Source organism: Desulfoscipio gibsoniae DSM 7213 (genome assembly GCF_000233715.2).
Taxonomy (GTDB): Bacteria; Bacillota; Desulfotomaculia; order Desulfotomaculales; family Desulfallaceae; genus Sporotomaculum; species Sporotomaculum gibsoniae.
Map to the genome: position 1 here is coordinate 2933868 of NC_021184.1, position 19711 is coordinate 2953578.

18 protein-coding genes are annotated in these 19711 nt (G+C 49.0%); 2 read left to right on the plus strand and 16 right to left on the minus strand.

Annotated elements, in window-relative coordinates:
* Positions 1-10: 10 nt before the first annotated feature.
* From DESGI_RS26115 to DESGI_RS13775, 5 genes are all read right to left on the minus strand, one after another.
* Positions 11-313 carry a PD-(D/E)XK nuclease family transposase gene (locus DESGI_RS26115; RefSeq protein ID WP_006523541.1) on the minus strand — a complete coding sequence of 101 codons (303 nt, stop codon included), beginning with the start codon at positions 311-313 and terminating at the stop codon, positions 11-13.
* The gene (locus DESGI_RS26120; protein WP_006523540.1) at positions 310-576 is read right to left on the minus strand and encodes a PD-(D/E)XK nuclease family transposase; all 267 of its coding nucleotides are present in this window, start codon (positions 574-576) and stop codon (positions 310-312) included. Before DESGI_RS26120 ends, DESGI_RS26115 begins: the two co-directional genes overlap by 4 nt.
* Positions 577-629: 53 nt before the next feature.
* Positions 630-1445, minus strand: coding sequence for a hypothetical protein (locus DESGI_RS23155; protein WP_006523539.1), 816 nt, complete (start codon positions 1443-1445; stop codon positions 630-632).
* 154 nt (positions 1446-1599) lie between these two features.
* A complete protein-coding gene (locus DESGI_RS13765) occupies positions 1600-1983 on the minus strand; it encodes an HNH endonuclease (protein WP_006523538.1) in 384 nt (127 codons plus the stop codon).
* Between the two features lie 393 nt (positions 1984-2376).
* Positions 2377-6873 carry a DEAD/DEAH box helicase gene (locus DESGI_RS13775; protein WP_006523536.1) on the minus strand — a complete coding sequence of 1499 codons (4497 nt, stop codon included), beginning with the start codon at positions 6871-6873 and terminating at the stop codon, positions 2377-2379.
* A 386-nt stretch (positions 6874-7259) separates the two neighbouring features.
* On the opposite strand from DESGI_RS13775, the gene DESGI_RS24610 reads away from it, so the two are divergent.
* Positions 7260-7418, plus strand: coding sequence for a hypothetical protein (locus DESGI_RS24610; protein WP_006523535.1), 159 nt, complete (start codon positions 7260-7262; stop codon positions 7416-7418).
* Positions 7419-7488: 70 nt separating this feature from the next.
* On the opposite strand, the gene DESGI_RS13780 is transcribed toward DESGI_RS24610, so the two are convergent.
* A complete protein-coding gene (locus DESGI_RS13780; protein ID WP_006520890.1) occupies positions 7489-8880 on the minus strand; it encodes an IS4 family transposase in 1392 nt (463 codons plus the stop codon).
* Between the two features lie 378 nt (positions 8881-9258).
* Between DESGI_RS13780 and DESGI_RS13785 the strand changes: the two genes are divergently transcribed.
* Positions 9259-9705, plus strand: coding sequence for a DUF6144 family protein (locus DESGI_RS13785; protein ID WP_006520867.1), 447 nt, complete (start codon positions 9259-9261; stop codon positions 9703-9705).
* Between the two features lie 351 nt (positions 9706-10056).
* Here DESGI_RS13785 and DESGI_RS13790 read toward each other — a convergent pair whose 3' ends face one another.
* The 10 genes from DESGI_RS13790 to DESGI_RS13835 form a co-directional block, all read right to left on the minus strand.
* On the minus strand, positions 10057-10458 hold the full coding sequence (locus DESGI_RS13790; RefSeq protein ID WP_006520866.1) for a Rid family hydrolase: 402 nt from the start codon (positions 10456-10458) through the stop codon (positions 10057-10059).
* Positions 10459-10488: 30 nt separating this feature from the next.
* Positions 10489-11610: an NAD(P)/FAD-dependent oxidoreductase gene (locus DESGI_RS13795; RefSeq protein WP_006520865.1), complete on the minus strand. Its 1122-nt coding sequence runs from the start codon at positions 11608-11610 to the stop codon at positions 10489-10491.
* Positions 11603-11953 (minus strand): (2Fe-2S)-binding protein, encoded by a 351-nt coding sequence (locus DESGI_RS13800; protein ID WP_006520864.1) that lies wholly within the window; start codon positions 11951-11953, stop codon positions 11603-11605. The genes DESGI_RS13795 and DESGI_RS13800 overlap by 8 nt, the downstream gene beginning before the upstream one ends.
* Before the next feature lie 289 nt (positions 11954-12242).
* Positions 12243-13835 (minus strand): FAD-dependent oxidoreductase, encoded by a 1593-nt coding sequence (locus DESGI_RS13805; protein WP_006520863.1) that lies wholly within the window; start codon positions 13833-13835, stop codon positions 12243-12245.
* The gene (locus DESGI_RS13810; RefSeq protein ID WP_006520862.1) at positions 13832-14155 is read right to left on the minus strand and encodes a (2Fe-2S)-binding protein; all 324 of its coding nucleotides are present in this window, start codon (positions 14153-14155) and stop codon (positions 13832-13834) included. The genes DESGI_RS13805 and DESGI_RS13810 overlap by 4 nt, the downstream gene beginning before the upstream one ends.
* A gap of 19 nt (positions 14156-14174) precedes the next feature.
* Positions 14175-15473, minus strand: coding sequence for an FMN-binding glutamate synthase family protein (locus DESGI_RS13815; protein ID WP_006520861.1), 1299 nt, complete (start codon positions 15471-15473; stop codon positions 14175-14177).
* A gap of 29 nt (positions 15474-15502) precedes the next feature.
* On the minus strand, positions 15503-16204 hold the full coding sequence (locus DESGI_RS13820) for a GltB/FmdC/FwdC-like GXGXG domain-containing protein (protein ID WP_006520860.1): 702 nt from the start codon (positions 16202-16204) through the stop codon (positions 15503-15505).
* Positions 16192-17088: a class II glutamine amidotransferase domain-containing protein gene (locus DESGI_RS13825; RefSeq protein ID WP_006520859.1), complete on the minus strand. Its 897-nt coding sequence runs from the start codon at positions 17086-17088 to the stop codon at positions 16192-16194. Before DESGI_RS13825 ends, DESGI_RS13820 begins: the two co-directional genes overlap by 13 nt.
* Positions 17089-17121: 33 nt before the next feature.
* Positions 17122-18519, minus strand: coding sequence for a glutamine synthetase family protein (locus DESGI_RS13830; protein WP_006520858.1), 1398 nt, complete (start codon positions 18517-18519; stop codon positions 17122-17124).
* Positions 18520-18608: 89 nt separating this feature from the next.
* Positions 18609-19655, minus strand: coding sequence for a WD40 repeat domain-containing protein (locus DESGI_RS13835; protein WP_157872785.1), 1047 nt, complete (start codon positions 19653-19655; stop codon positions 18609-18611).
* Positions 19656-19711: the final 56 nt, after the last annotated feature.

Consider the following 19711-nt stretch of genomic DNA (forward strand, 5'->3'; position numbering starts at 1 on the left):
AGCGCAAAAATCAAGGGTACAGCAACCCCGATATAGTAAAAGACCGCTCTAGAAACTTGCAGATAGCCTCGTGAGCCATCTCCGCTTTACCTTCTGCTTTTCCCTCTGCTTTACCTCTAGCCTCACCCTCAGCCCTTGCGCCGGCTAGCATAGAAAGTTCATCCCGTGTGGCCTTCTCTCTTAACTCGTAGAGCCTGCGTTCCTGCTTGCTCTGCCAGAAAGCTCGCTCAATGGTTAAGGCTTTTCTGATTCCGGGATTCTCCATAGCGATTGCCTCCATTTCTTCGCCTTCCAGATTATTAAGATACATCATCCGGCATCCAACCGGTCCTTAGGCCTGCGCTTTATTGACTTTATCTTTTCCAGCTCCAGGAAGTGGATCTCCAGGTCATCGCTCAGTAACCGTCCGGTCTCGTCCTCTCGGACATGAAAAACATGGTGATAGCGCCCGCGATCCTGGAACCAATCAAAACCCAGTATATTTATGGTAATGGTCTTAAAAGGTTGTAAGGAGTTTTCGAATACTTTGTCTTTTATCCCCAGCAAAGCATTATTATACAGCGGAACTATTGTCACAAATTCCAGAGAATTTCTCTAAGTCATTTCGTGTAAATGATACATAATATGTTTTAGATGAGTGGAGCTCCGAATTGTTGTTCATTATTTAATAACGAATCTTTAATTTTCTCAGCTATTTGTCTTAATTTCTTATAAATATCCATGATTCTAACAAGAGCTATCAATAAAACAAACGTTAAGTAAATAAAATCAATAGAGTTGAACGGAGATAATAGCCTAATAACTATATAACCTAATGTAAATATAAATGCAGCCACCCAAATCCAAAACTCCATTCTATATTTAACTAACTGCTGCATTATCCCTTCTTCCGGTAGAATCAATACTCTTATTGTTAAATAAATTACTATATGAACTAGACCAATAATCGATAATATAGACATTTTATTCTGTTCAACATACTTCACTAAAGTTACCTCATCAATAAAAGCTCCAGCCGCGTACAGAGTTAGAATAATACTCCCCATAATGTAAGACATGAACCATACCGACTCAAGCATAAAACGCAAACCAGTTACATTTAATTTAACTAATTCAACCACTTCAAAAAAATTGACAATAATAGTCGAATATCTAAAACTTCTATTAAACCAATTTATAAATAGCGGAACTATTAAAGGAAAAAGAATCAATAAGGGAGGTGCAAATATATAGTCATAATTAAGACGGACTATGTGAAGATTAAAATGATTCCCTATCATGATAGCAAACGTCACTAGTAATGTTGTCAAAACATAAACCATTAATGCAATACACATAAGTGATCCCAACCTAGCTTTAAATAACGCACCAATGGATTGCTGTTTTAACCATTCCACTTCCCACTTTTCAATATATTTTAGCATTATCCAAAGAATTCTCACCATCTCCCTAGCCTCCCTTATTTTAACCGTGTAGTATGACCCTAACATATTCCACCCTGACACCTAACTTTCCGCGGATTGGCAATGCCGGGTGGACTGTATGCCTGTATTTCCGGTGTGCCAATCTACCGTTATCTGACGGTGTTTCGGCTCAACATTACTTATCTTTCTGTTTCATATATTCTTTAATACAACCAACCATTGATGAAAACGTAATTGTTGACCCATAACCCATTTGGTTCATATGTATCCCAATTTTGTCTTTAATCCACTTTTTAAAATCGGGAGTACTCATGACAGAATAAATTTTTTCCATGTCTTTTTCTTTAAATCCAAACGTTTGTAATTCTGATAATAATTGCTCTCGTTTTCTTTTCAACCAGTTTTGGTTACTAACCCATTCAAAAAAAATCTCCCTAGAAATGGTATTTGGAGATCTATCATGACACTCACGACACATTAAAAAAAGATTATCAACATCATCAGAGCCACCTAGTGATTTAGGAATAATATGGACCGTTGTAAAGGAACCCTGTTCCAAGCTTCCCGCACTTCACCCCATGTAGCACCGCCATCTACATCATAATTAGAATCCCACCATATCCCACAGGCCCAACAATTTGGTTCGCGTAAGCTGAAACCGTTTTTAATTAGCCACTTTTTCCAATGTTCAAAAATATCTGCTTTACTCGGCATAGTCATCTGAAATCATCCTTTCTCAAAAGAATTTGATTTTTTTTCATCGCTGCTAGAAGTGTTTCAGATTCCCATAATATTAACTATTAACGTTTTCAACGCTAATTAATTAATAGGATATTTATAGTACTTATAATTTCATTGATGGTGCAATTTGCATTAACAATCAGTTTTTGATAACAAACCTTCAATGTATTCCGGCTGGAGAAACATTGAAACATCCCCTCGACACCCCGGCCTAATATTGCCGTCTCAATATCAGACTTTTGTACTCGCCGGTAAAGCCAATACTTTGTAAAGCTTTTTTGTAGGGGCTTTTCAGAGCCGGTAAGCCGTTAATGGATTCTACGACTACACTTTTTAATGGATTAAAATCACGCGTTAAGAGAGTTTTACAAAAAGCCAAGTATTCAGGTAAAACCGGATCATCGGGTCCGGTTTTGATCAAAAGCTCTTTGCCGTTACGTTTGGCCACTACTTTCAATTGAGTGCCATGAAACACAACAAAATTAGTCGGCAGACGGGCGGGCAGGTCTTCGTCTATACCGGGCAGCTTGAGCCCGCAGGGCGATGCCGGATCGGCCGCGTTCAGCCAATAAATACCTTCCTCGTTTAATCCATGGCGTAAGAAACGGTTGGCTTCCCGGGAAACAAACTGTAAACTGGTGATTTGCTCGAAAAAATACCCGGTATAAATCTCCCCGGAAAACTCCATGAGGCGCAGAGTACGAAAAATCTGCCGCCACTGCATCTCGGGCAATTCATGGTGAAGCAGCTCGCGGAAAAGCACCCCATAGCGGGAAAAAAGTTGGCGAATTCTGTCTTTGACCAGTTCCTCCCGCTCGATGAGATCCCGCTCTGCACTTTCCGGCAAGGCATACCAGTTGCCCTGTAAAGGACGCGAAGCGGACCAGCGGCTGTACCCCGCGCGGCGTCCGAAACCCCGCTTGTTTTCCGCCTGCAGGGGTTTAAATTTGGTCAGGATGCCCCTGCGCAACACGGCAAAACTATCGTTGGTGATGCTGCCCCGCCATACGTGCCGCCATAACTTTTGCGTCAAAACATCGCTCGGCAAACCCGTATGCCGGCTGAGCGCAAAGAAATCGTATTTGCCCTGCGAATCCGGGAAAAGCGCCTGTACCTCCGCTTCATCTTCTTCTCCCTGACAATCTACACCGGGAGGGAACAGCTCCAAATCGTCGCTAAAGCAAAAGCCAGTTCGCTTTTGGCCACGGCCAAACCAAATCAGATCACTGGTTTGCATGAGGCTATCCGTCCAAGCAGTATAGTAAGGCTCCATGCGCGCGGGCAGGATAGCTTCCTCCCATAGCTGGGCCTGGCTGATAAAGCCAAACAATTGCTCAAAGCGATCTTCTAAATCCTCCATAGCCGTCCCTTTTTCAACGACCCCCTGGTAGGTCGCCCAAAATAAGGGCAGTGCGGTCACCGGCAAAGGCTTGAATTCCGGCTGGCGGGCACGCCTGGCCATCGCCAACAAGCGCTCCAAATTTTCACGGTCACATACCTCTTCTTGGCTGGCTCCCTGAGTAAGCACATCCGCCACGATACATTCCTCTTCCAGCAGGGTGGCCAAAACGGCCGCGCAAACTTCAGCCGGCAGACCGAGGCACCGCCCGACAAACTCCCGCGGCACGGGACCGTAATAGGATAACCACTGGTGCACAAAGAAGGCGGTATCGCTACTGAGTTCCCCGGACTCCGCACCCGTCTCCTGTTCAAAAAGGGCCGAAGCTTTATTTAAGCCTGCCGACAGCTCGTCCGCTGCCTGAGGGATTAAGGGACGCAGGGTAAGATCGGAAAAGCCGACACCCAGGCAGGCAACAATCCTCGGCAAGATTTCCAGAGCGCACAAGCCCGGCTGTTCCGTCCCCGACAGGTGCAGCCAGGCCACCTTATCCCCCAAAGTGCGCTTAATTTTATCTAAGGTTAAACTATGATCAGCTGCCCGGTAATCCCTTTGCATAGCGGCAAAAAGGGAGGCTGCTTCATCAGCGGGAATAAAAAGACGTTCTTTAATCCAAAGCAATAGTTCCTCCCCGTCAGGGGGCGCATACCCGGGCGCGGTCCGCTTTAGTTTACCGTCCAATTCCCGGACTAAGGCCTCCGGGATTGCGGGCCGTAAATGAGGTGCATATACCAGCTCTTTCAATAATTCCTGGCTCAAACCCGACTGCTGGTCGGAGAAAGGGGTGTCGTCTTCATACATATATTTGTTGGTCTGGCGCCAAATTACATCAGACGCAAAGGGAGACGGTTGGTGGGTAACTGTTTCGCTGATCCCGATTCGGCCATCGTTTATTTCGTCCAACAGTTGTTTGACCGTCTCCAAATCAAATTCATCCTTCAGGCAGGTGCGCCAGGTCTCCAGCATGATGGGAAAATCGGCATATGGGGTGACCGCTGCCATTAATTTTTTAGCCCTGAGGCGGTTGAGCCACAGAGGCATGCGCTTTTTGAAACCGGCCCTGGGCAATAGCAGGGCACGTCCCGCGTTTTCACGAAATTTGGCACCGAAAAAGCCTGAGCTTTCCAATTTGCTCCGTAAAAGATGCTCCAGATTTTGGGGCGAAACCAGGGAGAAAAGATCCAGCGGCGCAAAACTATGGGGCAGCATTAACATGACGCTGTTGTTGCTGACATATATCTCCAGGGGATAACCGAACTTTCTCTCCCAGGCGGCGGCCAAAGCCATGGCCAAAGGCCGGTTGACTTTGCCGCCCCACAGGGTATGTATAATAACCTGTTTGCTGTCCGCCGTGTTCAGGGGGTCGGCAAAATGTTCAATTAATATATGATGTCGGTGGGGCAAAGGTTGGCCCGTCGCTTCTTTTTGCTCTTTGAGAAATGCCAGGAGCCGTTCGACGGCGTATGGGGACCACGTGTTTTTGAACACCGGCTGATGCGCGAACCATTCTGTTTCCAGGTTTTGATCCGCCTCTTCCAAAAAGAGGCCTATTTTTTCGGCAAAATAGAAGTCCCGGTTTTGCTCTTCCGCCCGCCAGAAGGGTATGATGTTAATTGTTCGATCACCGGGCACTACTTCCACATCATTGTGCGTAACACGCATAATCCGCCATACCCGGGTACCCAGCATAAAGGTTTCGCCCACGTTCCGCTCCCAAACGAACTCCTCATCCAGTTCACCTATCTTGGCCTTGGTATCCATCAAGCGGAGGTCATAGTAACCCCTGTCGGGGATGGTGCCGCCTCCCTGGTAAACCAGGCGGACCGCCCCGTCCCGGGCTTTGACCGTATGGTCCAGCTTATCCCAAATAATGCGGGGTTTAAGTTCGCGCAAGCGGGTATCCGCATAGCGGCCCGCCAACATTTCCAGCAGCAGGTCATAACTTTTCCGGGGCAAATGGCGATAGGGATAACTGGTCTTAAGGAAAGCATAAAGCTCATCCACGTCCCAGGTCTGAACGGCGGTCATAGACAACAGCACCTGCGCCAGCACATCCAAGGTCGCTTCAATAGGAGCGATGGGCTCAATCTCGGCCGCAGGCAGGTTAAGTGAAGTTACCGCAGCTTCCAAAAAATCGTGCCCGAAAACAGGGAACAAAGTCCCCCGGCTCACCTGGCCCACCCCGTGGCCGGCCCGGCCAATCCTTTGGACGGCAGCAGTCAGCGAGGGCGGGGTTTGCACCAAAATTACCGTATCCAGTTCGCCGATATCAATGCCTAATTCGAGGGAATTGGTAGCTACAATTCCTTTCAGTTCACCATGTTTAAGTTTGTGTTCCACCGCCAGGCGGAGTTCCCGGGCCAGTGAGCCATGGTGGGAGTAAACCAGGGGCTCGCCCGCGGCATCATTGATATAGCGGGTTAGTTTTTCAACTGTCCGGCGGTTATTGCAAAACACCAGGGTGGCATTGTTTTCGCGAATCACCTTCGTCAAGGCGGCAGCCAATGCCTGCCAAAGAGCGTCTTGCTCCCCCTCCACCCCATCATTATTCTGTTTAATAGCATCAACGGTCAAGTTATATTGTTTTTTGACAGTCGACCGCAAGATAACCACCGGCCGCTTTTCATAACGATAGTCCTCACCGGCTTGCCGTGCTTTGAGGCCACCCACAAATTCAGCGACCGGTTCCAGGGGCCGGACCGTAGCGGATAAGGCGATACGTTGGAATTCACCCGCCAAAGGAACAAGCCGGTCCACCGCCGTGATCAGATGGGTGCCCCGTTTGCTGTCCAAGACGGCATGGATTTCGTCCAAAATAACCGTTTCCACCCCGCTTAAAATCATTCGGTTGTTTTTGGAACTGAGCAATAGATTGAGACTCTCAGGTGTGGTAATTAGAATTTCGGGCGGCCTGCGCAGCATCTGCCGGCGTTCGTTTTGCGGGGTGTCTCCACTGCGGGTGAGTACCCGAATAGGGGGAAACAGCTCACCTACTTCTTCAAAATACGCCCGCATCTCTTCGAGGGGCTTCAACAGGTTGCGCTGCACATCGTTATTAAGGGCCTTCAAGGGCGAAACATACAAGACCCGTACCCGACCACCCAGCCAATCGCCGGTAATTAGCTTTTGCAGTGACCAGAGAAAGGCGGTCAGGGTTTTACCGCTACCCGTGGGAGCTGTAATTAAGACATGCTCGCCTTTGGCAACACGGGGCCAGGCCTGGGCCTGAATATCGGTAGGCAAGCCCACCTTTTCGACAAACCATTTGCGGATAAGCGGATGAAATAAATCAAGAACGGAGTGATTCATAAGAACCTCCTTGTGAAACCTAGAATTACGCACCTGTATTTGGACAGAGGAACCTGTCCAAGTTTTAAGCCAACTTACCAAATGGACAACTTTTCGCAGTAACATCCTATAATCAACCAGCAAGTAGAAACGAAATCTCCAGCAACGAACCAGATACTGCTTATATATTTTTTGAATTTTTTTTTAAGTGGACGTTATTCATTTTTCAATTACTTATTTCTCAAAACATATCCCAAAGGATATGAAAAAATAACCCTTATGGCATCCGGATGCGTGACGTCCCGAAAGTAACAGTGCACAGTGTTAGGAAACGTCTATCATATTTTCCTCAACCCCCACCGCAGGTGATTCGCTCATTGTTGATGAAATCAGTATATGGAGGCTAAATGCGCCAAAGCTTTAGTTATATTATATACGGTGAAGAATTTAATCCCAACAATATTGATGTAGAAGTTGCCTGGCCGTTTAATGACGAACAGGAGGTAACGCGTTTATTGTTAGCCGTTCAGACGGCGGTATGTATGCAAGAAGTCTTGCTTCTGTAATTAACTCAACTTTCGCACCTTAAAAATAAGCTCAAGCTCTTAATATGCAAGCGTTTTGGAATTATTAATATCAAGCAACTGCTCTTTTCTGAAGCGAACTTTTCAGAAAGGCAGGTAATTGCTCGAAAAACGTATCCAAAAAATGTTGAATTTGTTCTTCAGAAAGAAGAAATTCCTTGCTAAATGATGAGGCGAAAAGATCTATGATTAAAAGAACAGCTTCGGTAAAGCGAATATCCTCAATTTCATCGCAACACAGATAAAAGAGCTCGCCAAGGGTCTTGGGGTCTTTCTCCTCTCTGGCACTTAAAGCCAGCATGATATATCGCACAAAGACAATGGTGGTATGAGCAGTAAGCGCATCATAACTACGGCACTGGAATTCCTTTGCCAAATGCAAATGGGACTTTGTGACTTTGAAGAAACACTCGATTTCCCAGCGTTTGCCATAAATACGGATAACTTCTTCATCAGATAGCTCAAGGTTTGTTGTTAAGATTGCCAACCATTTTTTTGAGCGGTTACGGTCTCGAACGAAGATGATTTTTACCAGAACGTCATTTCCGTTTTGGGCCTTACCAAGCCCGACAACGACGGATGATAGAATCTTGGCCCGCCCGCGTTTTTTGCGAAGAACTTTGTAAAGTTGACCCAATGTATATTCGCTTCCATTATAGGTGTAATAAACGCGGTGCATATTCTTGAGCATACAAACAACATGCAAATGGTATTCTGTCAGCACCCGCTTGATTACGACTGGAAAGGCAAACCAGCTATCAAAAAGCAGGGTACTCGCACAAAGTTGAAAAGGGTTCACTTGGTCGAGAAGCGAGAACATAGTTTCTGTGGATTTTTGAATAGCTTCTTTGCGACGGCGGTATCCAACTGTCCGTTTGTCAATCCTTTGATTTAGCCCCTGGTAACGATTTTTCTCTTTATCAGAGCTAAGCAGAGAGAACGCAAGGGGCAGAAAGGTTCCACCATCAGACCAACCCAAGGTCAGCATCCGAAACCCTTTCAGATACCGATTTGTTGAATGATCGTGAACCCGGGACAATAATTCAACCGATTTACTACGGTTTCTGGAATAAGTAGAGTCGTCTAAAATCAATACACGAGCCCGGCCCTCTGATGTCAGGGGTAAAAGTCTTGTTTTGATGAGAAATGAGCTGATTGTAACAAGAAATTTCCGCCAATTGAATGTAGGCCTGTTTAGAAAACGATATATCGCATCTTTGGAAGGAGCGTTATCTATACGACCTGACTCCAATGTTCGATAAAGATTTTTCCCTTGAAATACAAGGGAAAAGATAAATTGGAAAAGGAACAATGGCGATAGACCGGATTCTTTTCGGATATTCGCCTGGTGCAAAAAGGTTCCTATTTTTGCCTGCTTTATAAACCGATCAGAATAAGATTTAGCCTGTTCATTGTTATCATTTTTTGGTAAAATTATAGCCACAGAAAACATCCTTTCTTGGTGTGTTGTTGTGGTGACTACATTTTACCAAAAAAGGCGTGTTTTCTGTTTGTTTTTGCTTAAAAAAGTTGGCCTAAATTCTTATTTTGTAAGGGGTTAGACTGATTTTTGAACTGCGAAAGTTGAGTAATTAATTTATAAACTTAACATTTACATTCTTTTCATTAGTTCTTAACATTAATTAATAAATGCTGATCACTCGTATATCTAAACAGTTGACCACCGGTAGAACAAGACCGTAGTCTCGTGAACCTATTACGATCTTTTTCTTCATCCTTGAGACTTTCGGTAGGAATCGAGAACGCCGGTGATCTTATCCAAGACTTGAAGCAAGCCCTAAAGGAGGAATAGCAATTAACTATGAATATGCCTATTGACAAGAATAAAAGGTGGATAACAGGGTTGCACGAAAGCATTAACCAACTTGGTAAAGATCTGCAAGCCGCAATAATGAAACCAGTTGGTAAGCAATGCGCTTCAGACCTATTCTCATTATGTGAAAGCTATTTGAGAAATAAAATAGATACAACTGAAGATCTTATAAATGGTTGGAATACTCTTCGGGAGAAACGAAACTTGAAAGGGAAATGGGAACTTGAAGGGGATAAAATCCGAGGCACCTTTTACGAATGTGGTTGTCCACTTATTCGATCGGGAATGATCGATCTTCATCCTATCCAATACTATTGCTCCCAAGGAATGATGGAGATGATTTTTTCCAAAGCAGCGAAAAAAACGGTAAAGGTTGAGATTAAACGTTCGATTGGTTGGGGTGACGATGTATGCGAATTCTTAATAAAACTCTAATTAAAGGTTACCAGTATTCTTCTCTTGCTCATAATTTCCGGGAGACTCGCTAAATCCTGTTCTGCAGCTTCGATTATATTAGTTGGATACTTTAGCATGGATACGGCTCCTTAAATCTGCCATAACATCGCAGAACGCAGCACTTTCCAGCACGGCCTTGTTCTTCGACCTCGTCCAGCTTGCCTAAAGTTCCAATAGGGTTTGTTGTTCCTCAAAAAAGCTTCTGGCTCATGATAAAATAATAAGGCTAAAAAAAGGGGACATACCTCCTTCGGAGGAATGTCCCCAATTAGTGGGGGTAACAGCCAAAGATTGCTTGGCTAACGCTCGCAATGACAAGCGGCTGTAGTACTAGTTTGCTGATCCAATCACAGCGTCCATTTCTATTTCGATGAGCTGGGCAGGACGAAACAGGGTGGATATCCCCACCAGGGTACACAGGGGTTTGATGTCCTTAAAAAATTCCGAGTAAGCCTCAATGTATTCCTTGGCCCGGGTCATGTCCGTGGCATACATCTTGACCCTGATTACTTCCTCCCGCCTGGACCCGGCCTGCTCCAGAAAACCAATCATCCTTTCCAAAATGTATTTCGTCTGGGCATAGCCGTCATTTTCCCCGTAGACACTGCCGTCGGGCTGAACCGAAGTGGTCCCGCCGACGTATACGAAGGGCCCCACCTTGACCACCCGGCTGTAGCCCGCCTTATCTTCCAGGGGTGCCCCGGACGAATAATTAGTTCTCTCCATATTCATCAACATTTCCCTCCTGTTTGTGGTTTGTGATTATTTTTTGGGAATAAAGCGGTCATAGCGAAAAGCGTCCAGGGACAGCGACGGCCGGTCATGGATCACCAATTCCGCCATGACCTGTCCCACAGCAGGTGATATACCGTAGCCATGTCCGCTGAAACCGCAGGCCAGGAACAGCCCCGGTATTTCGTCCACCTTGCTTAATACGGGGACATGGTCGGCTGTTACGTCCAGAAAGCCCGACCAGGTGCGGATAATATCAGCCTGATCCAGGACGGGAAAATAACCGAGAATGGCCCGGCAGATGCTGGGGGCGGTGATGTTCCTGGTCATAGGCCTGGATTCCTCCGAGGCAAATGGTTCCAAGCCGGTCATCCCCCCAAAGACAAAAGAGCCGTGTTTGGTCTGGTGACCGTAAAAGTCGGAACCGGCCGTACCGATCATCTGGGGAAACATGGGAGGCTGTTGGCCCGTCACCAGGGCCTCCACCAGCACCTTTTGCATGGGCACGTCAATGCCCACCGAATTAGCGATGAACCGGGAAGCAAAACCGGCTGCCACCAACACCTGGTCTGATTCATAAGTACCCGCACCGGTTTTAATGCCACCTACCTTACCTTTACGCAACAGGATGGACTGCACTGTTTCCCCGGTAACAAATTCGGCCCCCATTTCTCTGGCCCTTTTGTAAAAAGCCAGGGTGGTCCGCATGGGGTTGGCATGCCCGTCTGTGGGGCAGTAGCTGGCCACCATAACTTCCTCCGAAGCATAAGGGCAGATTTCCCGCACCTCTTGCCTGTCGATGAGTTTTAAGTCAAGACCCGCCGAACGCCCCTGGCTGACAATCCGCTCCAGAATTTTGGCATGCTCTTCGGTTTTACCCAGGCGCAGGTTCCCTTTCCGCTCGTATTCCACGTCAACTCCCAGTTCATCCGAAAGGCCCGGCCAAAGGTTTTGCACGGCATGCCTGGCCAGAGGCATCTCCCGCAAATCCCTGGCCGACTGCCGGACCCCGCCGCCGTTGCGGCTGGAAGCTTCTATGCCGATCTCATTCTTTTCGATGACCAGGGCTTTTATTTTTAGCTTGGTCAGATAATAGGCCAGGGCGCAGCCGATCACCCCGCCGCCGACAATGATAATTTCCTTTTTATTCATATTTTCTTTCACCTTTTTCTTTTGTAACCCCGTCGTTGGCGTATACACTCATAGGAATGGGCCGGGCCGGTGAGCGGGATAAAGGGATGTCCACCTCAACCGGATCCAGTCCCAGCTCTTTAGCCATAATGCCCTGAACCAGGCGATTGCAAGTCTGTCCCTGGCAGAGCCCCATGCCCACCCGCAGGTACCTTTTAATTTCATTCATTGTGCGCATTCCATCGTATATCGCTCTTCTGATTTCTCCCCTGGTGATTTCCTCACACCGACAAATGATCAGCGAATCGTCCGGCCGGGCTACAAATTCACCCTCAGGCGGGGTTCGCATAATTCTCTTGCTCATTACAGGCCTCCTTGTAAGAAGCTGCGCCACAAGAACGGTCCATCGTCTTTTTCCGTTAAGGAAAGGAACACAGCGCTTCGGTGAATGTCCTCGATTTTTTAGCCACACTTCCCGGACACTCGAATCGTTCCCATGGCTCCGCTAACTTTGAAGCAAGCTCTTAATTCAGGGGGAGATTCAACTCTCCCTGAATTTTAGAACTGCAAAATGTATGACTTAGTTGGCGTTGTACTCCACTTATAGAAGTGGGAGACTTACGCCAAGTTAGTAGGTTAAATTGCTTTATAGTTTAAAGGGGTTTAAAAAATCTTGCCTTCATTGAGCAGTCGAGCGGTACTTTCATAGTCAGGACCGCCGTCTCGTCCATAGCCCTGGTGATTTTAACCCCGATAACTTCCGCTTCTCCCACAACTGCTCCCGAGCGGTCCAGGGCCGAACCCCTGGCCCCCACCTCCGGCAGGGGGTAAAATTCGTAAGGTATGGACACCGCCGCATAGCCCGGTGCATAGCTTTCATCAACCAGGAAGATAGCCTGACCGGGACAGGACACAACACACATCCCGCAGCCCGTACAGGAAACCGATTCGTCAACGACGGGCAGATTGGTGATTTTACCGCTCACCTTGATACAGCCCTGCTTGCAAGCGTCCCGGCAGGGATTGCAGGGGATGTTCTGAGTACACTCAATAATGGGAAAAACACCGTTTTTCCTTTTTTCCCCGGAGCAAACGCCGGAATAACCCGCAAGTTCCTCTTCGGCCAGATAGCCCCTGGCCAGCAGCGTCCGGGAAAGCGCATAGCCTTCTTCGGTATGAGTCAGGTCGGTACGCCCTTTATTTTTGTGTCCAAACATTCCTTCCCGCAACTGCCCCAGGGAGGAGTGATAATCCCCATAACGGTCCTTAAACTCAGCCTCACCCAGGTAGCCCCGCGCCCGGGCCACCGCAGCCCCGGCGACGCGGCCCTGGATCATGGCCGAACTGGCCTCTTCAATACCTGCCACATCCCCCACGGCGTACACGCCGGGCAAAGAGGTTTCCCCGTATTCATTGCAAATCGGGACCATCCCCCCCCGGCCGGAGTTGTTTTCCATCCAGCAGTGAGACATCCTGGCCAGCTGAGACATGGGAGACAGGCCCACCGCCAGGCAGATTGTATCTACTTCCAGGTGCTTTTCGCTGCCGGGGACAGGTTGCCAATGTCCATCCACCTGGATAATAGTGGCTCCCTCCACCCGGGTGGTCCCACAGGCCTCCTTAATGGTATGGGACATGAGAAAAGGTACACCGGTGCGGGCTACCTTGGCAGCATGCACCCCGTAGCCGCCGATGCGTGAAGTAACGTCTATAACTGCCGCCAGCTGACAACCGGCCTGCAGCAGCTGGTACCCCACCACCAGCCCCACGTTGCCCGAGCCCACCATCAAAACCCGGTTGCCCGGCTTTAGGCCGTGGATATTCATCATAGTCTGGGCGGCTCCCGCCCCGATCACTCCCGGCAGGGTCCAGCCCGGAAAAGGTACACTGTTCTCCGAAGCACCGGTGGCGATAATCAGGTCATTGGCCCGGTAGTGCTCCAGCCGGTCCTTTATCATTACCGAAATCTCCTTGCCGTCAAAAATACCCAGGACCGTAGCCTGCAGGACCACTTCCACCCCCAGGGCCTGCGCTTCCTTTAAAAGCTTTTCGCCGATATGAAAGCCTCTTTCTTTGGCCTTATGTTCCTTGGAGCCGAAAAATTTGTGGATCTGCTTAAACAGCTGGCCGCCTGGCCTGGCATTTTCATCAAACACTACCACCTGCATCCCGTGGGAGGCGGCCTCTATAGCCGCGGATAAACCGGCCGGCCCCGCTCCGATGACAATTACCTCGTATCTCTTCATGCGCTTTCATCCTTTTCCTTTTTAGCAATACCATACTGGGTTTTTATCTTCATGCCCTCCTGCAGCGGGACAACGCAAGTCCGCACGTTGGGCTTTCCGTCCACTATCATCACACAATCTGTACAGCGGCCGATGGCGCAAAACACTCCCCGCGGCTCCGCCTGTTTTGAGGTATAACGGTGAATCATCACCCCGTTGGCCCTCAAGGCCATGGCAATGGGCTCACCCTCAAAGCCCTGTAAAGTATCTCCATCGTATTCAAAGGTTACCAGTCTTCCCTTCTCAAAGGTCTTCAAGATGGGATGGTTTTGAATTCGCATTATACGCTCCCAACCTCCTTTAGGACATAAAGCCAAAGCGTTCCCCAAACACGATATCGCTGCCTATCAGGGGAATGCCCGTCATAGCACAGGCCTCAATAGTCATAGAGCGGAGATCTTCCCGCTCGAGATTTTTTAGCTTGGTTTTGCCGGCTGCCTTGGCCAGCAAGACAGCCTCACAGGTCATGGCCTTGATATAGTTGGATACCCTCTCCGCCGCTTCCTCAATATCCAGTTTTTTCCTCAACTCCGGATCCTGGGTGCCGATACCGAAAGCGCAGACCCCTTTATGGCAGCGCAGGCACACCCGGCAGCCCATGGCTACCATTGCCCCGGTGCCGATAGCCACGGCGTCGGCACCAATGGCCAGGGCCTTGGCCAGGTCGGCCCCGTCCTTGATACCGCCGGATATAATGAGGCTGACCTCGTTCTTAACCCCCATTTCTTCCAGCGTTTTAACCGCCTGAACCAGAGCCGGCATGGAAGGAATACCCAGGTGGCCGGAGGCCATCACCGGGGCCGCCCCGGTTCCTCCCTGGGCCCCGTCGATAATGATGCCGTCGGCCCCCACCTTGACCGCCAGCTTGACATCATCCCGGACTCTGCCGGCGGCAATCTTGAAAAATATGGGCACCTCGCCGTTGGTCAGTTCCCGCAGCTGCTCCATTTTTATCACCATATCGTCGGCCCCGAAGGCATCGCCGTGGCGGGGGTGGCTGTGCAAATCGATACCCACCGGGAGCTGCCTGAAGCTGGCGATCTCCTCGGTAATTTTACTGCCCATGAGGTGCCCTGAAAGGCCCGGCTTGGCCCCAATGCCGATAAGCACTTCCAGCATATCGGCCGCTTCAAGATTGCGCTTGCTGAAGCCGAAGCGGCTGGGCAGGACCTGAATAGACTGCAGGTAGGAGTGCTGCTTTTCTTCGGGCAGCAGCCCTCCCTCACCGTTGCTGATTACCGTTCCGGTCAGGGCCGTGGCCTTGGCCAGAGCAATTTTGGCCTCTTTGCTGATGGCCCCGTAGGACATCCCCGCGATCATCACCGGTGTCTCCAACACGATGGGCCTGGTAGCAAAGCGCTTGCCCAGAACGGTTCTGGTCTCGCAAGGCTCCCGGTAGGTGTCGATGGACATCCTGGAAAGCTGCGAGGGAAGGATCATCAGGTCATCAAAGGTAGGCATGTAACGGGTGGCGCCGCAGCCGCGGATACGATGTTTTCCGTTAACAGCTTTATAATCTATTTCCGAGATAATTTCCTGGTTCCAGATGCCCCGCTGGACATCTTTAGGCTCAAAATTCCTCTTCTTTTTATCACTCATGGGTTTCTCTCCTTAAGCTCAGCCGTTATTTATCGGGACAATTCAGGGTTCAACCGGGGTTCGAACAAAACATAGCTATGCCTGCCCGTGGCCAGAGGACGAATGGCCTTAAACTCCTCCGGGTCGGCCTTGATCTCATATTGTTCAAACAAGCCGGCCAGTTCTTGCATTTCCGGCTCTGTGATCTTGTCCAGGAACACATTTTGGCCCAGGTTCTCCCCGGCTTCCTTGTCCCGGACCAGGATCACGCCCTTATACATGGACTCCCCGATCTGTTTGCCCACTTTGCCCAGAATAACCAGTTTGCCGCCCAGGGTCATCTGGCCCGACCAGCGGCCGGCGGAACCGCAGACGATGATGGTCCCGCCTTTCATCCCGTAGCCCGCCCGGCTCCCGGTGTTGCCGTAGATAACCATGGTCCCGCCGTAAAAATAGGTGCCGGCATTACAACCGGTGTTCTTGGTCACCAAAAGCTCCCCATCCATCATGTTGTCGCCCACATACCAGCCGGCATTTCCTTCAACCACCAGAGTGGGCCCTTCCAGAAAGCCGCCGGCATAAAAACCGGTGCTGCCACGAACGATGATTTTTCCTTGAACCGACAGGCCCGTGGCGATGTTATGCATGGAGTGGGGGTTTAAAATGGTTACTTCTTGGCCGGATTTAAGTTTTTCAGCAATTAGTTGGTTTAATTCCCTGCTTTTAAAATCTAATGCGTCTATATATTCCATACCATTACCTCTCCCGGTTCAATTTCGTCGGCGTAAACATCGGGGAAGACAGCTGTAAATTCAATCTGTTCAGAGCCAATCAATGTAATGCCTTCCTTTTCAAAAAGCAAGAGGGGCTTGATTCCCAGCTTGTCTCTGGCAATGCCGATTTGGTTGGATGTGGCTGCAATGATGCAAAAGATGCCGTCCATTTCCTCCAGAGCAAAATGCAGGGCATCCTTCAGGTCTCCCCCGTTTTGCCGCATGGCCAGGGCGATGAGGTGGCTGGCCGCCTCCGAGTCGTTCAGCGTTTTAAAGATAGCCCCCTTGCTTTCCAGGTACCTCCTCATGTTAAAGTAATTAGTGAACTGGCCGTTGTGGACGATAGTCAATTCCGGATAAAACGGGGAAACAAAAGGGTGGGCCGCGTTGATGTCCTCGGCGCTCTCGGTGGCCATCCGAACATGCCCCAGGCCATGGGTGCCATGGCAGTTTTCAATAATATGATGCTTGGTCAAATTGGTGATAGTCCCACCATCTTTATAAACTTTCATTCCCCGGCCCAGAGAGTGCACATAGAGGCCGTCCCGGGAGTTGATAGCCGCATGGAGCCCGGCCAGATGGTCCCGGTCAATAACCAGCTTCAAATCCGCGAACACCACAGCCCTGCTCTCGTCGGAAAACTGACTGGACAGCACGGTTCCATACCGGACAATGATGTTTTCCAGGGTGGGAACCATTTCCTTTTGGGTAATGGAAACCCGTAAACTTACTTCCGGTCCCTCGCCATACACGGCTATGCCGCTGGCGTCAGGACCGCGGTGCTGTATCAGGCAAAGCATTTCCAAAAGCTTGGCTGATATGTCCATGCCGTTTTTGTTTATGATACCGGCAATTCCACACATGATTAGTCCTCCTTGCGCTGACTTGATAGTTTTTTAAACATGATATGAATAGTTCTGCCATTCCCAATCCGTAACGAAGTTGGTGAATTTCTCCACTTCCATTTGCTTAACAGCGATAAAGTTATTGATTAACTCCTCCCCGGCACACCGGCAGAGCCACTCATCCTTTTCCAGTTCCGCTAAAGCCCGGTATAAGCTCTTGGGTACGATTTCGGTCTGCCTGGCCGCATCGTGATACAGATCGCTGTCAACTATCTCAGGCGGCTCCAGGTTGTTGGTTATACCGTCAAGGCCCGCGGCCAGGATCCCCGCCAGGGCCAGGTAGGGGTTGCAGGCCGCGCTCCCCGCCCTGATTTCCGCCCGGGTGGCCTTGCCCCGCTCTTCGGGAATGCGCACGTAGGTAGTGCGGTTGTCATTTCCCCAGCCGATGTAATAAGGAGCGAAAGTATCCGGCTGGAAGCGCTTAAAGCAGTTAACCGTGGGAGCCAGAAAGGCCGTAAGCGCCCTGGCGTGCTTGAGAATTCCCGCCACAAAGTTCCGTAAAACCTTGGAGGTTCCGTCCGGATCGTTTTGGTCGTAAAAGATGTTCTGTCCCATTTTCAGGTCGTTCAAAGAGATGTGAAAATGACAACCACTGCCGCCGTCGGCGTTCTTCGGCTTGGCCATAAAGGTAGCAAACAGATTATTCTGCTCGGCAATGTCCTTGCAAATACCTTTGAACAAACTTGTTTCGTCAGCGTTGCGCAAAGCCGGGCTGTGGCTCCAATTGTATTCGTACTGGCCAGGGTAAAATTCGTGGTTCATGTAAAGGACCTTGAAGTCCATTTCCTTAAAGGTCCTGGTAAGCTTGTTTAAAAAACCCTGGGGGTCGGTCCGGATATTGCTGGTATAGGCGTTGCCCGTTTGCCTGGTATAAGGCAGGATATCACCGTTCTCAACCTTGTTATACAGGAAGAATTCAATTTCACTGGCCGTGATGGGGTTGTAACCCATATCGTTATACTGCTTGATCATGTTCTTTAAAAACCAGCGGGGCGACTGTCTCATCGGTTTTTGATGGTAATAAAGGTCGCCCAGCAGCAGGGCTGTTTTATCAAGATAAGGCAAGATGGTGAAAGTAGTGGGGTCGCCCAGGACCTTCATATCGTCATAGTATTCGGAGAGGCCTTTGACCTGGGCCACGCTGTTGTCGAAACAAATGGCCATAATGGCTGCCGCGAAGGCGATGCCGTCCTCAAAGACCACGTCTATCATGTCGGCGGGTAGCAGCTTGCCCCGGTTGACACCGTTTAGGTCCACGTATTCCAGGCGAATCATTTCGATACCCCGGTCATTGATCAGTCTTTTTACATCATCCACCGTTAAATTCTTGTAACCGGTGGACGGATCAATCCCATTGGTGCTTATCATTTTTAAAACAGTACTTTCCATTATTAAAACCCCTTTCAATAAGATTTTGAAAACCATTTAACTGTGTTGTTCATCAACTGTTTAATGGCCAAACTACCTCATAAATACCCCTAAATTTTACTCAAGGCATAAATCGGCTCCACCGCCTTTTGGTTCACGATCTTCCGGCCCTGGTAATCCAGGCAAATCAGGTCGCCGGACATGTCTCCCACATAGATCTTGGCTCCGCTATGTGCAAATTCGAGGCCGGACACGTAGAGATTGTTAGCCAACGCTACGGTTGCCGTTTTTTCTCCGGTTATGGCATCAAAGTAGAGCAGGGTGTTGTCTCTGGCGGCCGAAAGGAGAGTTTTCCCATCCGGGCTGATGGCCAGGCACAGCACTTCATTTTTGTGCCCTTTTAAGGTGTTCAGACACTCCAGTGTGAAGAAGTCCCAGATCTTGATCAGGGAGTCGGAACTGGCCGTATAGAGATATCTGCCGTCCGGCGAAAACAACACCTGGTTCACCGCCCGGTAGTGGCTGTTGCCTTTTTCCCGGACCTTCCGACCGGTTTTGACATCCCAGATAATCAAAAAGTTATCTGCTCCCACCGAGGCGATATAGTTTCCGTCAGGGCTGAAATCAAGCCCTAAAACATAGCTTTGGTGCCCTTTTAAAGTTTGAACGCTTTTAGCGGTCCCGGTCTCCCAGATTTTAATAGTCCGGTCTTTACTGGCGGTGGCAAAATACTCCCCGCCGGGCGCAAAAACGATATCCCGTACATCTCCCAGGTGAGCATCATCCAGAGATCTCACCTTTTGGTCAAGCACGTCCCAGACTACCACTTTGCCGTTTTTATCACCACTGACCATAAATTTACGATCGGGTGACACAGCAATAGCGTGAACTTCACTTTCATGAAAAGCGGGCAGGTCCATAGTTTTTTCCAGGTCGGAGGAATAGACCGCCATGCTTCCGTCTCTTTTACCCAGAACCAGCATCTCCTCATCAAGAGAAAGACCGTCCTTGAGCTTTTGCAGGTCTACGTCGGCACTTATGCCCATCTCACCGGTAAAGGCATCTCCTTTTTTAAACTGTCCGGAAAAGACAGTTAGGCCGAGGGTAGTCAGGGCAACACAGGTCAAAGTTAATAAGACTAAAAGCTTTTTTCCCAACACCTTTTCTCCCAACCTCACTTTCAATGTATTTTTGAAGCAAGTTCTAAAATTCA

What these genes read in the sequence shown, in the direction of transcription:
- DESGI_RS26115 (WP_006523541.1), bottom strand. Translation starts at nt 313, where the DNA reads ATGATGTATCTTAATAATCTGGAAGGCGAAGAAATGGAGGCAATCGCT.
- DESGI_RS23155 (WP_006523539.1), bottom strand. Translation starts at nt 1,445, where the DNA reads ATGGTGAGAATTCTTTGGATAATGCTAAAATATATTGAAAAGTGGGAA.
- DESGI_RS13775 (WP_006523536.1), bottom strand. Translation starts at nt 6,873, where the DNA reads ATGAATCACTCCGTTCTTGATTTATTTCATCCGCTTATCCGCAAATGG.
- DESGI_RS24610 (WP_006523535.1), top strand. Translation starts at nt 7,260, where the DNA reads ATGCGCCAAAGCTTTAGTTATATTATATACGGTGAAGAATTTAATCCC.
- DESGI_RS13785 (WP_006520867.1), top strand. Translation starts at nt 9,259, where the DNA reads ATGAATATGCCTATTGACAAGAATAAAAGGTGGATAACAGGGTTGCAC.
- DESGI_RS13790 (WP_006520866.1), bottom strand. Translation starts at nt 10,458, where the DNA reads ATGAATATGGAGAGAACTAATTATTCGTCCGGGGCACCCCTGGAAGAT.
- DESGI_RS13795 (WP_006520865.1), bottom strand. Translation starts at nt 11,610, where the DNA reads ATGAATAAAAAGGAAATTATCATTGTCGGCGGCGGGGTGATCGGCTGC.
- DESGI_RS13800 (WP_006520864.1), bottom strand. Translation starts at nt 11,953, where the DNA reads ATGAGCAAGAGAATTATGCGAACCCCGCCTGAGGGTGAATTTGTAGCC.
- DESGI_RS13805 (WP_006520863.1), bottom strand. Translation starts at nt 13,835, where the DNA reads ATGAAGAGATACGAGGTAATTGTCATCGGAGCGGGGCCGGCCGGTTTA.
- DESGI_RS13810 (WP_006520862.1), bottom strand. Translation starts at nt 14,155, where the DNA reads ATGCGAATTCAAAACCATCCCATCTTGAAGACCTTTGAGAAGGGAAGA.
- DESGI_RS13815 (WP_006520861.1), bottom strand. Translation starts at nt 15,473, where the DNA reads ATGAGTGATAAAAAGAAGAGGAATTTTGAGCCTAAAGATGTCCAGCGG.
- DESGI_RS13820 (WP_006520860.1), bottom strand. Translation starts at nt 16,204, where the DNA reads ATGGAATATATAGACGCATTAGATTTTAAAAGCAGGGAATTAAACCAA.
- DESGI_RS13825 (WP_006520859.1), bottom strand. Translation starts at nt 17,088, where the DNA reads ATGTGTGGAATTGCCGGTATCATAAACAAAAACGGCATGGACATATCA.
- DESGI_RS13830 (WP_006520858.1), bottom strand. Translation starts at nt 18,519, where the DNA reads ATGGAAAGTACTGTTTTAAAAATGATAAGCACCAATGGGATTGATCCG.